Here is a 16,436-nt window from a genome sequence, read left to right on the forward strand (position 1 = left end):
CGCTAGAGCGGGCCCAAGCGGAAACGAAGGGCAAAGGGCATGACGGACGGACATTTCGACAAGATCGCGCTGATCGGCATCGGCCTCATCGGCTCCTCCATCGCCCGCGCCGTCAAGGCGAAGGGCCTTGCCAAGGCCGTCACCATTTCGAGCCGCAGCCAGGAGACGCTCGACCGTGCCCGCGAACTCGAGCTCGGCACCGATTACGTCCATGACGCCGGCAAGGCGGTCGAGGGCGCGGATCTCGTCATCGTCTCGGTGCCCGTCGGCGCCTCCGGCAAGGTGGCAGAGGACATCGCCCCGCACCTGAAACCCGGCGCCATCGTCACCGATGTCGGCTCCACCAAGGCCTCGGTCGTCGCGCAGATGCTGCCGCACATGCCGAAGACCGTGCATTTCATCCCCGGCCACCCGCTGGCGGGCACCGAGCATTCCGGCCCGGACGCCGGCTTCGCCGAACTGTTCCAGAACCGCTGGTGCATCCTCACCCCCGTGCACGGCACGGACAAGGAGGCCAAGCGCCGGCTCGCCGCCTTCTGGGAAGCGCTCGGCTCCAAGGTCGACGAGATGGATACGGAACACCACGACAAGGTGCTCGCCATCGTCTCGCATCTGCCGCACATCATCGCCTACAACATCGTCGGCACGGCCGACGACTTGGAGACCGTGACGGAATCCGAAGTCATCAAATATTCCGCCTCGGGTTTCCGCGATTTCACCCGCCTCGCCGCCTCGGACCCGACGATGTGGCGGGACGTCTGCCTGCACAACAAGGACGCGATCCTCGAAATGCTGGCGCGTTTTTCCGAGGACCTCGCCTATCTGCAGCGCGCCATCCGCTGGGGCGACGGCGAGAAGCTCTTCGATCTCTTTACGCGCACCCGCGCCATCCGCCGCTCGATCATCGATGCGGGCCAGGACACGTCCGCGCCGAACTTCGGCCGGCCGGTGGCCGACAGGAAGAGCTGAGATCAGATCGGCGGGATGAACGCGATCGGGAAGAGGCCAAGATAGACCGTCCCGTCCTGGACGTTGAGTTTCACCACCGCCCGGTCGCCGCCCTTCGACAGGCCCTCGATCGCCTGCGCGACCTGCGTGGCCGTCGCCGCGATCTCCGGGAACGCCTCGGAGATCCGGTCGCGCCACAACGTGATGCCGGCAATGTCGAGATCGAGCGTGCCCGAGAGATAACCGTCGTCGCCCACTTTGAGCGGACCGGAAAGGGTCGCCACCTTGCCGTCGCCGAGATCGAGCGACAGGCGGCGCAGTTCCACGCTTGCACCGAGCGGCGCACCGGCCGGCGGGCCTTCGGCGGAAATCCACGTCGCCGCATCGGCAATCGTCATGTCGGCCGAAACGTTAAGCGGTGGCAGCACCCGGTCGCCAAGATCGAGCGAGAGCGCGTCGAAGGAAGCGGCGACATCGAGCGCGTCGCCGGACTGGCGGATATGCTTCTCGCCATGGGCAGCGGTCAGACCGAGCGAAACGGCTTCCGAGGGCACGTTGAGCCGACCCTTCAACCCGTCATAGGCGACAGAGGCACGGTCGAGCCCGTTCGTCCAGGCAGTGCCGCTCGCCCGCAGGAGGTCCCAGTCGGCATCGAAGACGAGATCGGGCGTCACGCGCACCTGCGCCGGCCCGTCGAGTTCGATCACCGCATGACCCGGTCGATAGACCTGCGCGGCCGAGCGCAGCGCCCCGAAGGTCGCCGACAGGCCCGTCGGGCGGTCGTCGATGTCGACCGCATCGCAGAAAAGGCCGATGCGGAACGGGAAGCCGCGGACGGAAAGGTTGCGGCACGAGGCCGAATGCAGGCTTTGCGCGGACGCGGCGAGCTGCCGGTCCAGCGTGTCCTTCAGCCAGCTTGCGGCATAGAACCATCCGCCCGTATAGAGCACGGCGACGAGAACGACGGCAACGGCGAGCCGGACGAGTTTGCGCGTGACGCCGGACGTGCCGGCGCGGCTTGACGATGCCATGTTGTTCTCCAATGGTGGCGGACATGATTTGCCCGCAAGCGCGTCAAAGCCGGCAATTGCGGCGGCTTTTTGAGAGATGGTCCAGGTGACGGTGGATATGAACGAATTCTGGGTTTTTGGCTACGGTTCGCTGATGTGGAATCCGGGCTTCGAATTCGAGGAACAGCAGCCGGCCCATCTCTTCGGCTTCCGCCGTTCGCTCTGCGTGCGCTCCTGGGTCCATCGCGGCACGGAGGCGAGACCCGGCCTGGTGCTGGGCCTCGATCGCGGCGGCTCCTGCCGCGGCGTCGCCTTCCGCATCGCGCCCGCAAGCCGGGAGGCGGTGGTCGATTACCTGCGCGAGCGGGAGCTGGTGACCCATGTCTACAAGGAACGCACGCTCGCCGCGACGCTCGGCGACGGCCGCCGGGTCTCGACGCTCGCCTATATCTGCGACCGCGCCCACCACCAGTTCGCCGGTGCGCTCTCCATCGAGGAGGCGGCCGCGACCGTCAGCACCGCCGTCGGCAAGTCCGGCCACAATATCGACTATGTGCGCAACACGCTGGCGCATCTGCGCGAAATGGGCATCCGCGACCATTGGCTGGAGGATGTCGGCCGCACCGCGGAAAACCTCCACGCGCGAGGCTCCGCCTGATCAGGCGGCATGCGCCTTCAGCTCCGCCAGCCGCCGCTCGGCCGTCGGCGGCAGCGGAAGGTTCGGGTTCGCCGCCGCGGTTTCCACCAGCAGCCGGTCGCTCGCCGTTTCCATCACCTCGACGAGATGGGCGAGGAAGGCATCGGGATCCATGCCCGGCTCGATCGCCGGCAGGATGCGCACCTTGAAGTGCCCGGGATAGCGGATGAACTTGCGCCGCGGCCAGAACAGGCCCGGATGCATGACGACGGGCACGACCGGCACCTGCAGATCGCGATAGAGCCGGGCGATGCCGTATTTGTATTCCGGCGTGGCGCCCGGCGGGCGGCGCGTGCCCTCGGGGTAGATGATGAGCTGGCGGCCGGAATTCATCTCGTCCTTGGTGCGCTGCATGACCGCGGCCATGACCTTGCCGCGCGCGCTGCGGTCGACCGGCACCATGCGCTGCTTCTTCAGATACCAGCCGAAGAGCGGGATCCAGGTGAGTTCGCGCTTGAGGATGTAGAAGGGATCGTCCAGCCAGGGCAGCAGCGCATAGGCATCCCAGAAGGACTGGTGCTTCGGCGCGAAGATGTAGCCGCCCTTCGGGATGTTCTCCAGCCCTTCGATCTCGAAGGTCGTGCCGACGATCACCTCGAAGAGCCAATGGTTGCTCCTCACCCAGTTCTTTGCGATGCCGTAGGCCTTCTTGCGCGGCAGCAGGAAATAGGCCGGCGTCATGACGATCATCTGCACGATGAGATTGAAGTAGAAGAGGGCATTGAAAAGCACGGAACGGAAAACGATCATCGGGCAGCCTGTCAGCGGGACGCGTTTCTTCGCCCTACACGATATTCAAAACCGTGTCGCGCAAAAGTGTGTGCGGTTTTGCAATGACGAGATGCGGAAAATAAAGGGCCTGAAAGGAGACTCCCGCCGCTGTGCTCAACCGCCGGAAAGGCCTGCCATGTCGCCGCGAAGGCCGGACCAGCTGCGTGCGCCGGCAAAGGCGCGGATATGCGCAAAGCTGTATTTGATATATTCCGACAGCATCGCCTTCATGATGCCCGGCTGGCGCAGCCAGTTGCCGTTCTTCAGGTCCGAATTGACAACGGGATAGGCGATGAACTCGGTCCTTGGATCGCTGACCTTCAGCTCCAGCAGGCTGCGCGGCATGTGGTAATTGTTGGTGACGACGAGCACGCGGCGGAACTGGTGATCACTGATCCAGCGCGCCGTTTCGTTGGCATTGCCGATCGTGTCCACCGCCTCGTAGCCCATGTCGACGCAGCATTCGAAAAGCGTGGAGGAACTCTGCGTGAGCTTGCGAAGCTGGTTGCCGCTCGTCGCCGGGTTGACGCCCGAGATCAGCAGCCGCTCGCCGGCCCCCTGCTTGAGAAGGTCGATCGCCCGGTCGATGCGCTGGTAGCCGCCGGTCAGGACCACGATGGCATCGGCCTTCGGATCGCTCGGCGCTTCGAGCGCGGCGACGGTTTCGGCGAAATAGAGGAAGCCGCCCGTGCCCGCCACGGCGGCAAGCAGGAGGAGCGCGAGAACCACGCGCACAGCGAGGCGGACGGGGCCCTTGCGCCGCCGCCCTGCCCCGTCAGACCGGGCGCCCTGCGGCACATCCGGCTTTCCCCGTTCAAGCGCGTTCATGATTCCGTCCATAAAACGCGATTGCGGCAACGGATAGTCCGTTTCGCTGCGACGGTTCGTCCGGCCCACGTCATGGGTCGGGCAACTGGTCGGTACGCGAGGGATCGGAACGGATCTGGTCGATCTCGTGGATGGTCCGCATGACGGTGAAACGGGCCGTCAGCGTGGTCAGGAGCGCGATGACGACGATGGTTCCGGCAATGCCGAGATAGCCCATGGCCCCCATGGAGAAGGTGCCGAACAGCGCCGTCGCCTGGTCGCTCTGGGGCGTCGCGATGGAGCGCCCCTGCCAGAAACCGGCAACGGCGAAGAACAGCGCCGCCAGGAACCCGCCGGCCACCGAGCCCTTCAGGCTGATCTTCAGAAAATGCTTCTGGAATTCGGAGGCGACGAAACTGGCCTCGGCGCCGACGAAATGCAGCACCTCGACGATGTGCCGGTTGCCGGAAAGCGCGCCGCGCGTCGCGAAGATGACGGTCAGCACCATGGCGGAAAAGACCAGCACCAGCACGCCCGTGCCGATGAACGCCGTCGTGCGCGCCATGGCAACGAGACGGTCGACCCAGGTGCGATGATCGTCGAGGAAGGCCGTCGGGATCTTCTCGGCCAGCGCCGCCCGCATCGCCGAAAAATCGGGCGGGGCCTGCTCGTCGATGGTGACGATGACGAGGCGGGGCACCGGCAATTCATCGATGTTCAGCCCCTCGCCGAGCCAGGGTTCGAGCAGCCTTGCCGTCGCCGCCTTGTCGACGATCGTGCCGTCGCGCGTGCCGGAGAAGGTGAGCGCGAGGTCGCGCGCCTCCGTGAGCGCCTTCTCCATGTCGAGATCGTCGTCCGGCTTGATCTGGATGGTGATCTCGCGGGAGATCTGGCTCTGCCAGCTCGCCGCCGTCGCCCGCACCATGCTGACGGCGCCGAAGGTGAGGCAGGCGAGGAAGGCCATGATGGCGATGACGAGCATCAGCGCATTGCCGGAGACGTTTGCCGGCGGCACGATGGGCGCCGTCGGGCGCACCTTCATTTCCGGCCGGCGGGCGGGCTGGGCCTCCTGGGCGGTCTCACGGGGCGCGTCAGTCATAGATGTCGAGCCGCCCCTGCGAGAGGATCATGCGCCGCGCCTCCACCTGGTCCATCAGCGAGAGGTCGTGCGTGGCGATCACCACGGCGGTGCCGAGCCGGTTCAGTTCGAGAAAGAGGCTGAGCAGCCGCCGCGCCATCGGCGGATCGACATTGCCGGTCGGCTCGTCGGCGAGCAGCAGTTCCGGCCGGTCGATGAGGGCGCGGGCAATGGCCGCACGCTGCTTCTCCCCGCCCGACAGAACCGGCGGCAGGACGTTGATTCGCTCCCCCAGCCCGACCCATTTCAGGAGTTCGAGCACATCAGCACGGTAACTCGATTCCTCCTTGCCGCGCACGCGCAGCGGCAGGGCGACGTTCTCATAGGTCGTCAGGTGATCGAGCAGGCGGAAATCCTGGAAGACGATGCCGATGCGCCGACGCAGCATCGGCAGCTCGTCGCGCGGGATGGCCGAGATTTCGCGGTCGAAGGTGCGGATGATGCCGCGCGTCGGCTGCAGGGAGAGGAAGAGCAGGCGCAGCAGCGTCGTCTTGCCGGCACCGGACGGCCCGGTCAGGAACTGGAAGGAGCGGCGCGGAATATCGAAGGTCAGGTCGCGGAGAATCTCCGGGCCCATCCCATAACGCAGTCCGACATTCTCGAAGTGAATCAATGATCAATCCGGTTCTAGAAGCGGGTTACCCTTGCCCGCCGAAGCAGGTCCGCTGGCGAGGTCGCACAGGAAAACGGCTCTTTCACGGTCGGGTTTCCGAAGCATTAACCAGTATGGTTTACGTTTGGTAAGGATTTCATTCAATGCCCGACTTTTCGCCGATGATTTGCGCGGAAGGGCACTGGTAAAGCGAGGAGGTCGCGATGAACGCCTTCAGAGCAAGACGCGAGGCGAAAGGCCGGATCGACCTTCTGCCGCCGGAACCGAAGACGCCGGCCCGCAGGAACGCAAGGCCGTTCCCGGCGCGTCTCGAAGTGGTCGACGCCGATTTCGTCGTCATCCGCAGCACCGCCGCCCGCACCTCCAACGACAATCATCGTCCCATCCGGCCAAAGCCGGCCGAGGCACAGCAGCATCCTCTGCCGCTTCGCATCGCCGCAGCCGGCGCCCGGCTCTGCGAGGCCGGCCTGCAACTGCTTCCGGGCCGCGCCTTCGCCGGCCTCGTCACGGCAGCGTTCATCTTCGTCTTCGCCTATGCCGGCGGCCTTTCCGCCCTCAAGGCGGCGCTTCCCACGGGCGAACCGGGCGAGACACTGCGCATCGCCGATGTCATCACCACGGTCGACGACCGCAACGGCATGAAGGTGCTCGCCGTCTATGGCCGCCTCACCAATGGCGGCGACACCGTTGCCGCCGTCCCGCCGATCGACATCGTCTTCGAAGGCGCGGACAAGACGCTCCGTCATCGTCTTGCGCTCGAAACCGCGACGCTCGCCCCGGGGGCCAGCGAGACCTTCGCGCTGCGCATTCCGCACAGCGGCGGAAAAGTGCCGAAAGTCTCGGTTTCGCTCGCCGCCGAGGGTGCGCCCGCCCGCTGACTGTGCTAATCGGCTCCTTTGTTTCCCGCAATTCCGCACGCAGAACCAAGAGATTTGCCGGACTTGCCCACGACCAAGGAGCCGCCTCGCGATGCAGATTGTCCGCGGAAAGAAGATCGAAACGCTCTACGACGCCGCTACGATCGCCAAGCGCAACGAAGAACTGGCAGCCGCGATCGCCAGCGGCCCGACGAAGGACCTTCTCGTCATCGCCGTGCTCAAGGGCTCGTTCATCTTCGCAGCCGACCTCACCCGCGCCCTCCATGCGGCCGGCCTTGCCCCGGAAGTCGAGTTCATCACGCTGTCGAGCTATGGCGCCGGCACCGTCTCGCAGGGCGTGAAGGTCATCAAGGACATCGACAGCGACGTGCACGGCCGCGATATCCTGCTGATCGACGACATCCTCGAATCCGGCCGCACGCTCAGCTTCGCCAAGGAGCTGATGTATGAGCGCGGCGCCCGCAACGTCACGATCGCCGTGCTGCTCGACAAGCGCGAGAAGCGCAAGACCGATCTGGAGGCCGACTATGTCGGCTTCGAATGCCCGGATCATTTCGTCGTCGGCTACGGCATGGACGTCGCCTATGCCTTCCGCGAACTGCCCTTCGTCGGCGTCGTGACGGGCGACGCGGACACCTGACGCCGGCCTGACCGCAGATTCCCCCATCGGTCGTTTACCGATCGACAAGGAAAGTCTGGTCTTTTCGTTCACGGAGCGGCACCGGAGAATCGGTCTGCCGCTCGGCTTCCTGTTCCATTGCCCTCAATCGGCAGCGCTTTGGAACAAGGCCGGATGAACGGACCGAAAGGGGAACCGATGGCCAAGATCCTGATCACCGAGGACGAGGATTCGCTCCGCACCTTCGTGGCGCGGGCGCTGCGCATGGACGGCCACGAGACCGTCGAGGCGCCGGACGGTGCCGCCGGGCTCGACGCCCTGACGGAAGGCGGCTTCGATCTCCTCCTGTCCGACATCCGCATGCCCGTGATGGACGGCATCGAGCTTGCCCACAAGGCGTCCGCCGCCCATCCGGCACTGAAGATCCTGCTGATGACCGGTTATGCCGAGCAGCGCGAGCGGGCCGACGACCTCGCCTCGAAGATCGTCGACGTGGTGAGCAAGCCCTTCAGCCTGCCGGACATCCGCCGCGCCGTGGCGACGGCGCTGGCGGCCTGACCGCGCCTCAGCGGATCCCGAGCAGCCGTTCCAGATAATCCCGTTCGAAGCCCGGCGCCGACCCGGTGCCGAGACGGCGGCGGATCTCTTCCAGGATTTCGCGCGCCCGCTGGATATCGATCTCTTCCGGAACCTTGGTCGGCCCGCCGAAATCCGGGCCTTGCCCGTTGAGGGTGCGCTCGCGGCCCAGCGGATCGCGGCCGTTGCGGCCCGCCTGCGGCATGCCTTCGCCGGGTCCCTGGCCCTGCCCCATCATGGCCTGCATCTGGCTCATCATGTTCTGCGCGCCCTGGCGCAGCGCTTCCAGCGCGCGGCCCTGGCTGCCGACGGCCGAATCGCCCTGGCCCTCGCCGAGCGCTTCCGAAGCGCCCTTCATCTCGCGGCCGGCCTGGCCAAAGCCTTCGCCGGGCTCCAGCCCCATGCCCTTCAGCGCTTCCTGGATCTCGCCGAGCTGCTTGCCCAGCGCGTCCTGCTGCTCCTGAAGCTTCTTCAGCGCCTCGCGAAGCTCATCGGCCGTCATCTGGTCTGTGGGCCGCTGGCCGGCGCCGTTGTCGCCCGGCTGCTGTTCGCCCTCCTCGCCTGGCATCGGATCGCCGCGCTGCTGGCGGTCGCGCAGCGCCTGGTCGAACTGGAAGGTCTGCTCCATCAGCTTCTGCTGCTGCTGCATCAACTGGCCGAGCTTGTCCATCTGCTGGCGCATTGCGTCGTTCTGCTGGCCTTGCTGCCCCTGCTGCGGCCGACCGGCCTGAAGGTTGTTCATCAGGCGCTGCAGTTCGGAGAGCATCTGCTGGGCCTGGTCACGCGCGCCGGAGCGGGCGAGATTCTCGATCTGGTCCATCATGCGCTGCAAATCCTGCTGGCGCAGGATCTGGCCCTGCTGCTGGGCGTTCTGCTGCATCTGGCCATTCTTGGCCGCCTGGCGCGCAAGCTCCTCCATATAGGCCTGCATCGCCTCCCGTAGCTCCTTCATGAGCGCGGCGATCTCCTCGTCGGAGGCGTTGCGCTCCAGCGCCTCGGAGAGCGCCTTCTGCGCCTCGCGCAGCCGGCGGTCGGCCAGCGACAGGTTGCCGTCCTCGATGCCGAGGGCGATTTCCCAGAGATAGTCCGCCGTCTCGCGCATCTGGTCGTCCGAGCGGGAAAGCTTCATGCGCGCATTGGCCGATTGCAGCAGCAGGTAATGCGTGAGGTTGGGGATCGTCTCTTCCGGCCGGATCGTCAGCGCCTCGTTGAGCGCAATCGCATGCGGAAGCTGGTTGGCATCGAGCGCGAAGACCTGCCGCTGCTCTGCGACGGCCGCGGCGAGCGGCTCGAAGAAGGTCTTGGCCGGCAGGATCATCTCGACCGGCTGGCTGCGCCCCTCCTGCCCGGCGGCATCCTTGGCGACGAGCGTGATCTTCACGCGCTTGCCGGCAAGCGGATGTTCGGAGAGGTTGCGGCTCGTCGTGCCCTTGGCATCGCGCGCGGCGCGGCGCGGCAGGTCGAGCCTATATTCCGGCAGCGGATAGAGCGGGCGCGCATCCTTAGGCTGTTCGACCGGCACGATCTCCGCATGGGCTTCCTGGATGCCGTAATCGTCCTTGGCGATGAAGCTGATCTCCAGCGCCGAGGCGACGGTCTTCTTCGGGATGCCGTCGAAGGCGATCTCCGGCACGCGGTCCGGAATGACCGCAAAGGTCCAGGTCTGGCCCGCGACCGAGAGCGTGCCGTCCTTCAGGATCTTGTAGCGCATGGTCTTGGCGCCATTGGCCATCGCGACCGGCACCCTGGCTTCGGCCTTCGCGCCCTCGGCCTTCTCGTCCTTCGGCTTGTCCGCCTCGGGGCGGATGGCCGTGGCCGCGGCTTCCCCGGTCACCTGATAGCTCACCGGTTCATCACCGCTGCCGCCGGTGACGCGCACGGTCAGTTCGCTGAACTGCGGAATGCGGATCTCGCCCTTGTCGGCCTCGCCCGGCTGGCCCTGCGTGTTGCCGGTGAGGAAGACGGGCGCGCGCGCAGTATGCGCAGGCGGCGTCACCCAGGCATCGATGCGCACGTCCGGCGCGGTTTCGGCGGGTGCACGCACGGTAACCACATCCGTCAGAAGCCCGCCGCGGTTGGAATAGGAGAAGGCAAAGGCGATGGCGACGAGGAGGAGCGGCACGGCACGCAGGGCATGGCGGTCGTGGCGGGCGATGTCCGGCTCCGGCGTGCCGGTCCTCAACGCGCCGATCATCCGCGCCATGCGCGCCTGGTGCTCGTGCCACAGCGCTTCGGCAACGGCACCGCCGCCGGCCGGCCGGTCGTCCTGCACGCGGATCGCCTGGTGGGCGAGCGCATTGCGCGCCTCCAGCATGCGATAGGCCCTGTCGGTCGACGGCCAGTCGATGCCGCGCAGGCGGACGAGCAGGCCGACAAGGCCGAGCGCGAAGGCGGCGAGCGTCGCAAGATGCAGCCAGGCCGGCACATGGCGGAAATAGCCGAACCAGGTGAGCGCCAGGAAAGCGGCGACAAGAAGCAGGATCGGCAGCACCCGCGGGGCGAGCGCCTCCATATAGAGAATGGCTTGGGCGGCAAGGCGTTTTCCCGCAAGCCGGCGGGCCACCGGATTGCCGGTCGCCTCCTTCTCGCGTTGTCCTCGCGTGTCAATCGCCATCGGTTGCCGCTCTCCGCTGCAGGTTGTCACCGCTAAAAGATAACATGCTTTGTGGCGAAGACGAGGGCACGCGCAAAATCGTGATCGCGCGGGCGGCCGGTTTTAGCGCTTCCGGGGGTCAGACGAGCCAGTCCGGCACCGAATCGAGACCGATCAGGTCATCATAGGTAAGCCGCGGCCGCACGACGTGGAACCGGGACCCGTTGACCAGCACTTCCGGCACAAGCAGGCGGCTGTTGTAGGTGCCGGCCTGCACGGCGCCATAGGCGCCGGCGGAGCCGACGGCGATGAGGTCGCCGGGCTTCGGCTGCGCCATTTCGCGGTCCTGCGCCAGATAGTCGCCGGTCTCGCAGACCGGGCCTACCACGTCCGCCCGGATGCGCGGCGCACTGGCGGCGGAGATGACGACCGGCTGGATCTCGTGCCAGGCCTCGTAGAGCGTCGGGCGGATGAGATCGTTCATCGCCGCATCGACGATGACGAAGGTTTTTTCACCGCCATCCTTCACATAGATGACCTCGGTGACGAGGATGCCGGCATTGCCGACGATCAGCCGGCCGGGCTCGGTCACGATCTTGCAGTCCAGCCCCTTGAGCTGGTTCTTGACGATCTCGGCATAGGCATCCGGCAACGGCGGCGGCGCATTGTCCGTTTTGTAGGGAATGCCGAGCCCGCCGCCGACATCGACGTGATCGATGGTGTGACCGTCGGCGCGCAGCGTGTCGACGAGTTCGCGCAAGAGCTTGAAGGCGTCCTCGAAGGGCTGCAGCTCGGTGATCTGGCTGCCGATATGCATGTCGATGCCGGTCACCTTGATGCCCGGCAGGCTGGCGGCACGGGCATAGACGGCGCGGGCGCGCTCCCAGGAGATGCCGAACTTGTTTTCCTTCTTGCCCGTCGAGATCTTGGCATGCGTGCGGGCATCGACGTCGGGATTGATGCGGAAGGAGACGTGCGCCACCTTGCCGGCCTTCACGGCGCGGGCGTTCAGCACCTCCAGTTCCGGCTCGGATTCGACGTTGAAGCAATAGATGCCGGCCTCAAGCGCCAGATCCATCTCGCGCGGCGTCTTGCCGACGCCGGAGAACATGATGCGCGAAGCGGGAACGCCGGCGGCCAGCGCCCGGCGCAGCTCGCCCTCCGAGACCACGTCGATGCCGGCGCCGAGCCGGGCGAGCGTCTTCAGCACCGCCTGGTTCGAATTCGCCTTCATGGCATAGCACACCATGGCATCGACGCCGTCGAAAGCCTTGGAGAAAACCTTGTAGTGGCGCTCCAGCGTGGCCGTCGAATAGACGTAGAAGGGCGTGCCGACGGCCTTGGCGATTTCGGGAATCGGCACGTCCTCCGCATGGAGGATGCCGTCGCGATGCTCGAAATGGTTCACAGTGCTGATCCTTCAGAGAAGGGGGTCGAGGATGAAGGGCTTGTCTTCGACCTGCTCGACCTTCTTGCCGTCGACGGTTTTGTAGACCGGCTGCGCGCCGCCCGGCAGGTCGAGATCGCCCTTGCGGCCGCAGCCGGCAAGAACCGCTGCCGAAAGGCCGAGCACGAAAGCCAGCCTGCCGATATCGATGCGTGTCATAAGCGTTCCCTGGAAATGCCGGTGATCGAGTGGGCACCATCCTTAGCGAATTCGCCCGCCCTTGTGCACCCTGATTCTGTTCATGAGTCCTGCAAGCGGCCGGATCAGTTCCGCTGCCGCCACCAGGCGATCTGCTTGCGCACCTCCAGGGGCGCGGTGCCCCCGAAACTCTTGCGGCTCGCAACCGAGGCCTCGACCGTCAGGACGTTGAAGATGTCGGCGGTGATGGCAGCGTGGATCGCCTGCAGCTCCTCAAGTGACAGGTCGGCAAGGTCGCAGCCCTTGCTCTCGGCCAGCGCCACGGCGCGGCCCGTCACATGGTGGGCGTCGCGGAAGGGAAGCCCCGCCTCGCGCACCAGCCAGTCGGCAAGATCGGTGGCAGTGGAATAGCCGGACCCGGCCGCCGCCTTCATCCTGTCGGTGCGGATGGTCATGTCGCGCACCATGCCGGTCATCGCGGCAATCGCCAGCTCGATGCTCTCGGCCGCGTCGAAGACCTGTTCCTTGTCTTCCTGCATGTCCTTGGAATAGGCGAGCGGCAGGCCTTTCATGACCGTCAGGAGCGCGATCAGCGAGCCGTTGATGCGGCCGGTCTTGGCGCGCACAAGCTCGGCGGCATCCGGGTTCTTCTTCTGCGGCATGATGGAGGAGCCGGTGGAGAAGGCATCCGACAGGCGGATGAAGCCGAATTGCGGCGTCGACCAGATGACGATCTCCTCGGCAAGGCGCGACAGGTGAACGCCGGCGATCGCGGCGATCGACAGGAATTCCAGGGCGAAATCGCGGTCCGACACGGTGTCGATGGAGTTGCGGGTCGGTTCGCGGAAGCCGAGCGCCTTCGCCGTCATGTGCCGGTCGATATTGTAGCCCGTGCCGGCGAGCGCGGCGGCACCGATCGGGCTTTCGTCTAGATGCTCGATGGCGTGGCGCACGCGCTGGCGGTCGCGGCCGAACATCTCGACATAGGCCATGCAATGGTGGCCGAAGGTCACCGGCTGGGCGGTCTGCAGGTGGGTGAAGCCCGGCATGACGGTCTCGGCGTGCTCCTCGGCACGATCGAGGAAGGCCGCGATGAGACCCGTCAGCGCCTTCTCCGTCTTCTGCAGCTCTTCCTTCACCCAGAGGCGGAAGTCGAGCGCCACCTGGTCGTTGCGCGAGCGGGCGGTGTGCAGGCGGCCGGCCGCGGGGCCGATCAGCGTCGCCAGCCGCGCCTCGACATTCATGTGGATGTCTTCCAGCCGGCGGGAGAACTCGAAACTGCCGCTTTCGATCTCCGACAGGATCGTGTCGAGACCGTGAACGATCTTTTCCTTATCGTCCGCCGAAATAATGCCCTGATGGGCGAGCATCTCGGCATGCGCCTTTGAGCCGCGGATGTCCTGGGCATAAAGCTTCTTGTCGAAGCCGATGGAGGCATTTATCTCCTCCATGATCGCATCCGGTCCCGAGGCGAAGCGGCCGCCCCACATCTGGTTCGAGGATTTCGTCTCGGAAGTGCCGTCAGCCATGGGTCCCGTCCTGGAGAATGAAATGACAGTGAAGAAGAAACTCGGCCTGCCGGCAGGAAAGCTCATCGCCATTGCCGGACTCGCCGGACTTCTCGCCGGTGGTGCTGCGATATACGTGAAGGAAAGCCTGTCTGGCAATGGCGCGGTCGCTTCCGCCGATCCCGCCGCCTGCGCGGCCGCCGCGGCGAAGGCCGAGGCCCTGACGCCCTTTTCCAGGGGGCAGGTCGCCGCCATGCGCACGGTGGACGAGCACCGCCCGCTGCCCGATCTCGTCTTCGACGGCCCCGACGGCAAGAAGAAGACGATCGCCGATTTTTCCGGCAAGACGCTGCTCGTCAACCTCTGGGCCACCTGGTGCGTGCCCTGCCGCGAGGAGATGCCGGCGCTCAACGCGCTCGAAAAGGAGCTCGGCAGCGACAGGTTCGAGGTCGTGGCGATCAACATCGACACCGGCGACGACGAGAAGCCGAAGGCCTTCCTCACCGAAACCGGCGTCAACGAGCTCGGCTACTACCGCGATGCCTCGATGGGCGTCTTCAACACGCTGAAGAAGGAGGGCCTCGCCTTCGGCCTGCCCGTCACCCTGCTGATGGACGACAAGGGCTGCCTGATCTCGGCCATGAACGGCCCCGCCGCCTGGGACAGCGACGACGCCAAGGCGCTGATCAACGCCGCGCTGGCGGCGCCGGGAACTTAAGCGCGGGCCTCTTGTCGATTCCTCCTTGAGGGGGAGATGGTCGGCATTGCAGAAGGGGGTTACGCCGCCGGATAGGCGCGCGGCCCTCGGATGTCGAGGAACCCCGCTTCGCCCTTGCGGTGGGGGAATTCCGGCGCCGTGTCGAACTCGACCGGCTGGCCGCTGCCCGTCAGCGCCAGCACGCGACGTGAATCCGGCCGGTCGATGACCCGCACGATCCTCGCGGCGATGCCGTGCCCGTCCTCGCGCCAGGTGACGTCGGCCGGGCGGAACAGGATCTGGCCGCTGCCATCCGCCACGCCGCCCGCCTCGAAGGCCACGTCGTCGACATAGGCCTTGCCACCGCGGATATCGGCATCGAGCCGGTTCGCATCGCCGAGGAAGTTCATCACGAAGGCATCGGCCGGATTGCGGCACACCGCCTCGGGCGTGCCCTCCTGCACGATCTTGCCCTTGTTCAGGATGACGACCCGGTCGGCAAGGTCCAGCGCCTCTTCCTGGTCGTGCGTGACGAAGAGCGTGGTAATGCCCAGTTCGTCATGAATTTTCCGAAGCCAGCGGCGCAGGTCCCGCCGCACATTGGCGTCGAGCGCGCCGAAAGGCTCGTCGAGCAGCAGCACGCGCGGATCGACGGCGAGCGCCCGGGCGAGCGCCACGCGCTGGCGCTGGCCGCCGGAGATCTGGCCGGGAAAGCGGTCCTTGAGGCCGCCGAGCTGCACGAGATCGAGCAGTTCGGCAACACGTCTGGCGATCGCCTCGGGCGAACGCTTGACCTTGGAGACCTTCATGCCGAAGGCGATGTTCTCGCCGACGGTCATGTGCGGGAAGAGGGCATAGTGCTGGAAGACGAAACCGACGCCGCGCTCGCGCACCGGAATGTCGGTCGCATTCTCCTCGCCGAAATAGATCGCGCCGCCATCGGCATATTCAAGGCCGGCGACCATGCGCAGGATCGTCGTCTTGCCGGAGCCGGACGGGCCGAGCAGCGCCACCAGCTCGCCGCTTTCGATATCGAGCGACACGCCGTGCACGGCGCGAAAGGTCTGGAACTCCTTGACCACATTGTCGAGGCGGATCTTCACGGCTTTACCTCCGGAGTGATGCTGTCGGCGCCGGCCAGTTGAGAGGGGCGCTGGACGCGGCCCGCGCCCTGCCGCTCCAGCGCCACCTTGGCGATGAGCGTGACGATGGCAAGGCCGGCGAGGATGGATGCGGCGGCAAAGGAGCCGGCCGCGTTGTAGTCGTGGTAGAGCAGCTCGATATGCAGCGGCAGCGTGTTCGTCTGGCCGCGGATATTGCCCGAGACGACGGAGACGGCACCGAACTCGCCCATCACGCGCGAATTGCAGAGCACGACGCCGTAGAGCAGCGCCCACTTGATGTTCGGCAACGTGACGGAGACGAAGGTGCGCCAGCCGCTCGCCCCCAGCGACGTCGCCGCCTCCTCCAGATCGCGCCCCTGCGCCTGCATCAGCGGGATCAGTTCGCGCGCCACGAAGGGCGCCGTCACGAACATGCTGGCCAGCACGATGCCCGGCAGCGCGAAGAGGATCTTGATCTCCGCCGATTGCAGCGCCGGGCCGAACAGGCCCTGCAGGCCGTAGACGAAGAGATAGGAGACGCCCGCCACGATGGGCGACACGGAGAACGGCAGCTCGATGACGACGGTGAGCAGCCGCTTGCCCCGGAAATCGTGCTTGGTGATGGCCCAGGCCGCCGCAACGCCGAAGGCCGTGTTGACCGGCACCGCGATCAGCGCCGTGACGACCGTCAGCAGGATCGCGTGCCGCGTATCCGGATCGGCGATCGAGGCGGCAAAATAGCCGACGCCCCGCGAGAAGGCCTCGACGGCGATGACGACGAGCGGCGCGACGATCATCAGCGCGACCAGCACGAGCACGAAGGCGAGAAGCGTGCGGCGGAAGACCGGATTGTCGCCGACGCGAGGCGGCTTGCCCTTTCCAGGATGCGCCAT

At 66.2% G+C, this 16,436-nt stretch carries 17 protein-coding genes; 6 read left to right on the forward strand and 11 right to left on the reverse strand.

The window, feature by feature from the left end:
- Positions 1-39 precede the first annotated feature (39 nt).
- The gene (locus shn_RS17700) at positions 40-969 is read left to right on the forward strand and encodes a prephenate/arogenate dehydrogenase family protein (RefSeq protein ID WP_064331577.1); all 930 of its coding nucleotides are present in this window, start codon (positions 40-42) and stop codon (positions 967-969) included.
- A gap of 2 nt (positions 970-971) precedes the next feature.
- On the opposite strand, the gene shn_RS17705 is transcribed toward shn_RS17700, so the two are convergent.
- Complete coding sequence (locus tag shn_RS17705) at positions 972-1,979, reverse strand: DUF2125 domain-containing protein (RefSeq protein ID WP_064331578.1); 1,008 nt, start codon at positions 1,977-1,979, stop codon at positions 972-974.
- Between the two features lie 85 nt (positions 1,980-2,064).
- Here shn_RS17705 and shn_RS17710 point away from each other — a divergent pair, with 85 nt between their 5' ends.
- Positions 2,065-2,616 (forward strand): gamma-glutamylcyclotransferase, encoded by a 552-nt coding sequence (locus shn_RS17710; RefSeq protein ID WP_064332683.1) that lies wholly within the window; start codon positions 2,065-2,067, stop codon positions 2,614-2,616.
- On the opposite strand, the gene shn_RS17715 is transcribed toward shn_RS17710, so the two are convergent.
- The 4 genes from shn_RS17715 to ftsE all read right to left on the reverse strand — a co-directional run bounded on the left by shn_RS17715 (position 2,617) and on the right by ftsE (position 5,984).
- Positions 2,617-3,405: a 1-acyl-sn-glycerol-3-phosphate acyltransferase gene (locus shn_RS17715; protein WP_064331579.1), complete on the reverse strand. Its 789-nt coding sequence runs from the start codon at positions 3,403-3,405 to the stop codon at positions 2,617-2,619. It abuts the gene before it with no gap.
- A 135-nt stretch (positions 3,406-3,540) separates the two neighbouring features.
- Complete coding sequence (locus tag shn_RS17720; RefSeq protein ID WP_064332684.1) at positions 3,541-4,254, reverse strand: YdcF family protein; 714 nt, start codon at positions 4,252-4,254, stop codon at positions 3,541-3,543.
- Between the two features lie 70 nt (positions 4,255-4,324).
- The gene (locus shn_RS17725; RefSeq protein ID WP_064331580.1) at positions 4,325-5,332 is read right to left on the reverse strand and encodes an ABC transporter permease; all 1,008 of its coding nucleotides are present in this window, start codon (positions 5,330-5,332) and stop codon (positions 4,325-4,327) included.
- Positions 5,325-5,984: a cell division ATP-binding protein FtsE gene (ftsE, locus tag shn_RS17730; protein ID WP_064331581.1), complete on the reverse strand. Its 660-nt coding sequence runs from the start codon at positions 5,982-5,984 to the stop codon at positions 5,325-5,327. The genes shn_RS17725 and ftsE overlap by 8 nt, the downstream gene beginning before the upstream one ends.
- A gap of 203 nt (positions 5,985-6,187) precedes the next feature.
- On the opposite strand from ftsE, the gene shn_RS17735 reads away from it, so the two are divergent.
- The 3 genes from shn_RS17735 to shn_RS17745 all read left to right on the forward strand — a co-directional run bounded on the left by shn_RS17735 (position 6,188) and on the right by shn_RS17745 (position 8,039).
- Positions 6,188-6,862 carry a hypothetical protein gene (locus tag shn_RS17735; RefSeq protein WP_064331582.1) on the forward strand — a complete coding sequence of 225 codons (675 nt, stop codon included), beginning with the start codon at positions 6,188-6,190 and terminating at the stop codon, positions 6,860-6,862.
- Between the two features lie 91 nt (positions 6,863-6,953).
- The gene (hpt, locus tag shn_RS17740; protein WP_064331583.1) at positions 6,954-7,502 is read left to right on the forward strand and encodes a hypoxanthine phosphoribosyltransferase; all 549 of its coding nucleotides are present in this window, start codon (positions 6,954-6,956) and stop codon (positions 7,500-7,502) included.
- Between the two features lie 177 nt (positions 7,503-7,679).
- Entirely contained in the window at positions 7,680-8,039 is a 360-nt protein-coding gene (locus shn_RS17745; protein WP_064331584.1) for a response regulator, read from the forward strand.
- Between the two features lie 7 nt (positions 8,040-8,046).
- On the opposite strand, the gene shn_RS17750 is transcribed toward shn_RS17745, so the two are convergent.
- From shn_RS17750 to argH, 4 genes are all read right to left on the reverse strand, one after another.
- Positions 8,047-10,671 (reverse strand): TIGR02302 family protein, encoded by a 2,625-nt coding sequence (locus tag shn_RS17750; RefSeq protein WP_064331585.1) that lies wholly within the window; start codon positions 10,669-10,671, stop codon positions 8,047-8,049.
- A 118-nt stretch (positions 10,672-10,789) separates the two neighbouring features.
- Complete coding sequence (gene lysA / locus shn_RS17755; RefSeq protein ID WP_064331586.1) at positions 10,790-12,058, reverse strand: diaminopimelate decarboxylase; 1,269 nt, start codon at positions 12,056-12,058, stop codon at positions 10,790-10,792.
- Between the two features lie 12 nt (positions 12,059-12,070).
- Complete coding sequence (locus shn_RS17760; RefSeq protein ID WP_064331587.1) at positions 12,071-12,256, reverse strand: lipoprotein; 186 nt, start codon at positions 12,254-12,256, stop codon at positions 12,071-12,073.
- A 104-nt stretch (positions 12,257-12,360) separates the two neighbouring features.
- Complete coding sequence (argH, locus tag shn_RS17765; RefSeq protein WP_064331588.1) at positions 12,361-13,764, reverse strand: argininosuccinate lyase; 1,404 nt, start codon at positions 13,762-13,764, stop codon at positions 12,361-12,363.
- A gap of 22 nt (positions 13,765-13,786) precedes the next feature.
- Between argH and shn_RS17770 the strand changes: the two genes are divergently transcribed.
- Positions 13,787-14,461, forward strand: coding sequence for a TlpA disulfide reductase family protein (locus shn_RS17770; RefSeq protein ID WP_064331589.1), 675 nt, complete (start codon positions 13,787-13,789; stop codon positions 14,459-14,461).
- Positions 14,462-14,520: 59 nt separating this feature from the next.
- Here the strand turns inward: shn_RS17770 and shn_RS17775 are convergent, their stop codons facing one another.
- Both shn_RS17775 and cysW read right to left on the reverse strand, forming a co-directional pair.
- On the reverse strand, positions 14,521-15,543 hold the full coding sequence (locus shn_RS17775) for a sulfate/molybdate ABC transporter ATP-binding protein (RefSeq protein ID WP_064331590.1): 1,023 nt from the start codon (positions 15,541-15,543) through the stop codon (positions 14,521-14,523).
- Positions 15,540-16,436, reverse strand: a complete 897-nt coding sequence (gene cysW / locus shn_RS17780; RefSeq protein WP_064331591.1) for a sulfate ABC transporter permease subunit CysW — start codon at positions 16,434-16,436, stop codon at positions 15,540-15,542. Before cysW ends, shn_RS17775 begins: the two co-directional genes overlap by 4 nt.

Source organism: Shinella sp. HZN7 (assembly GCF_001652565.1).
In the GTDB taxonomy this organism is placed as follows: Bacteria; Pseudomonadota; Alphaproteobacteria; order Rhizobiales; family Rhizobiaceae; genus Shinella; species Shinella granuli.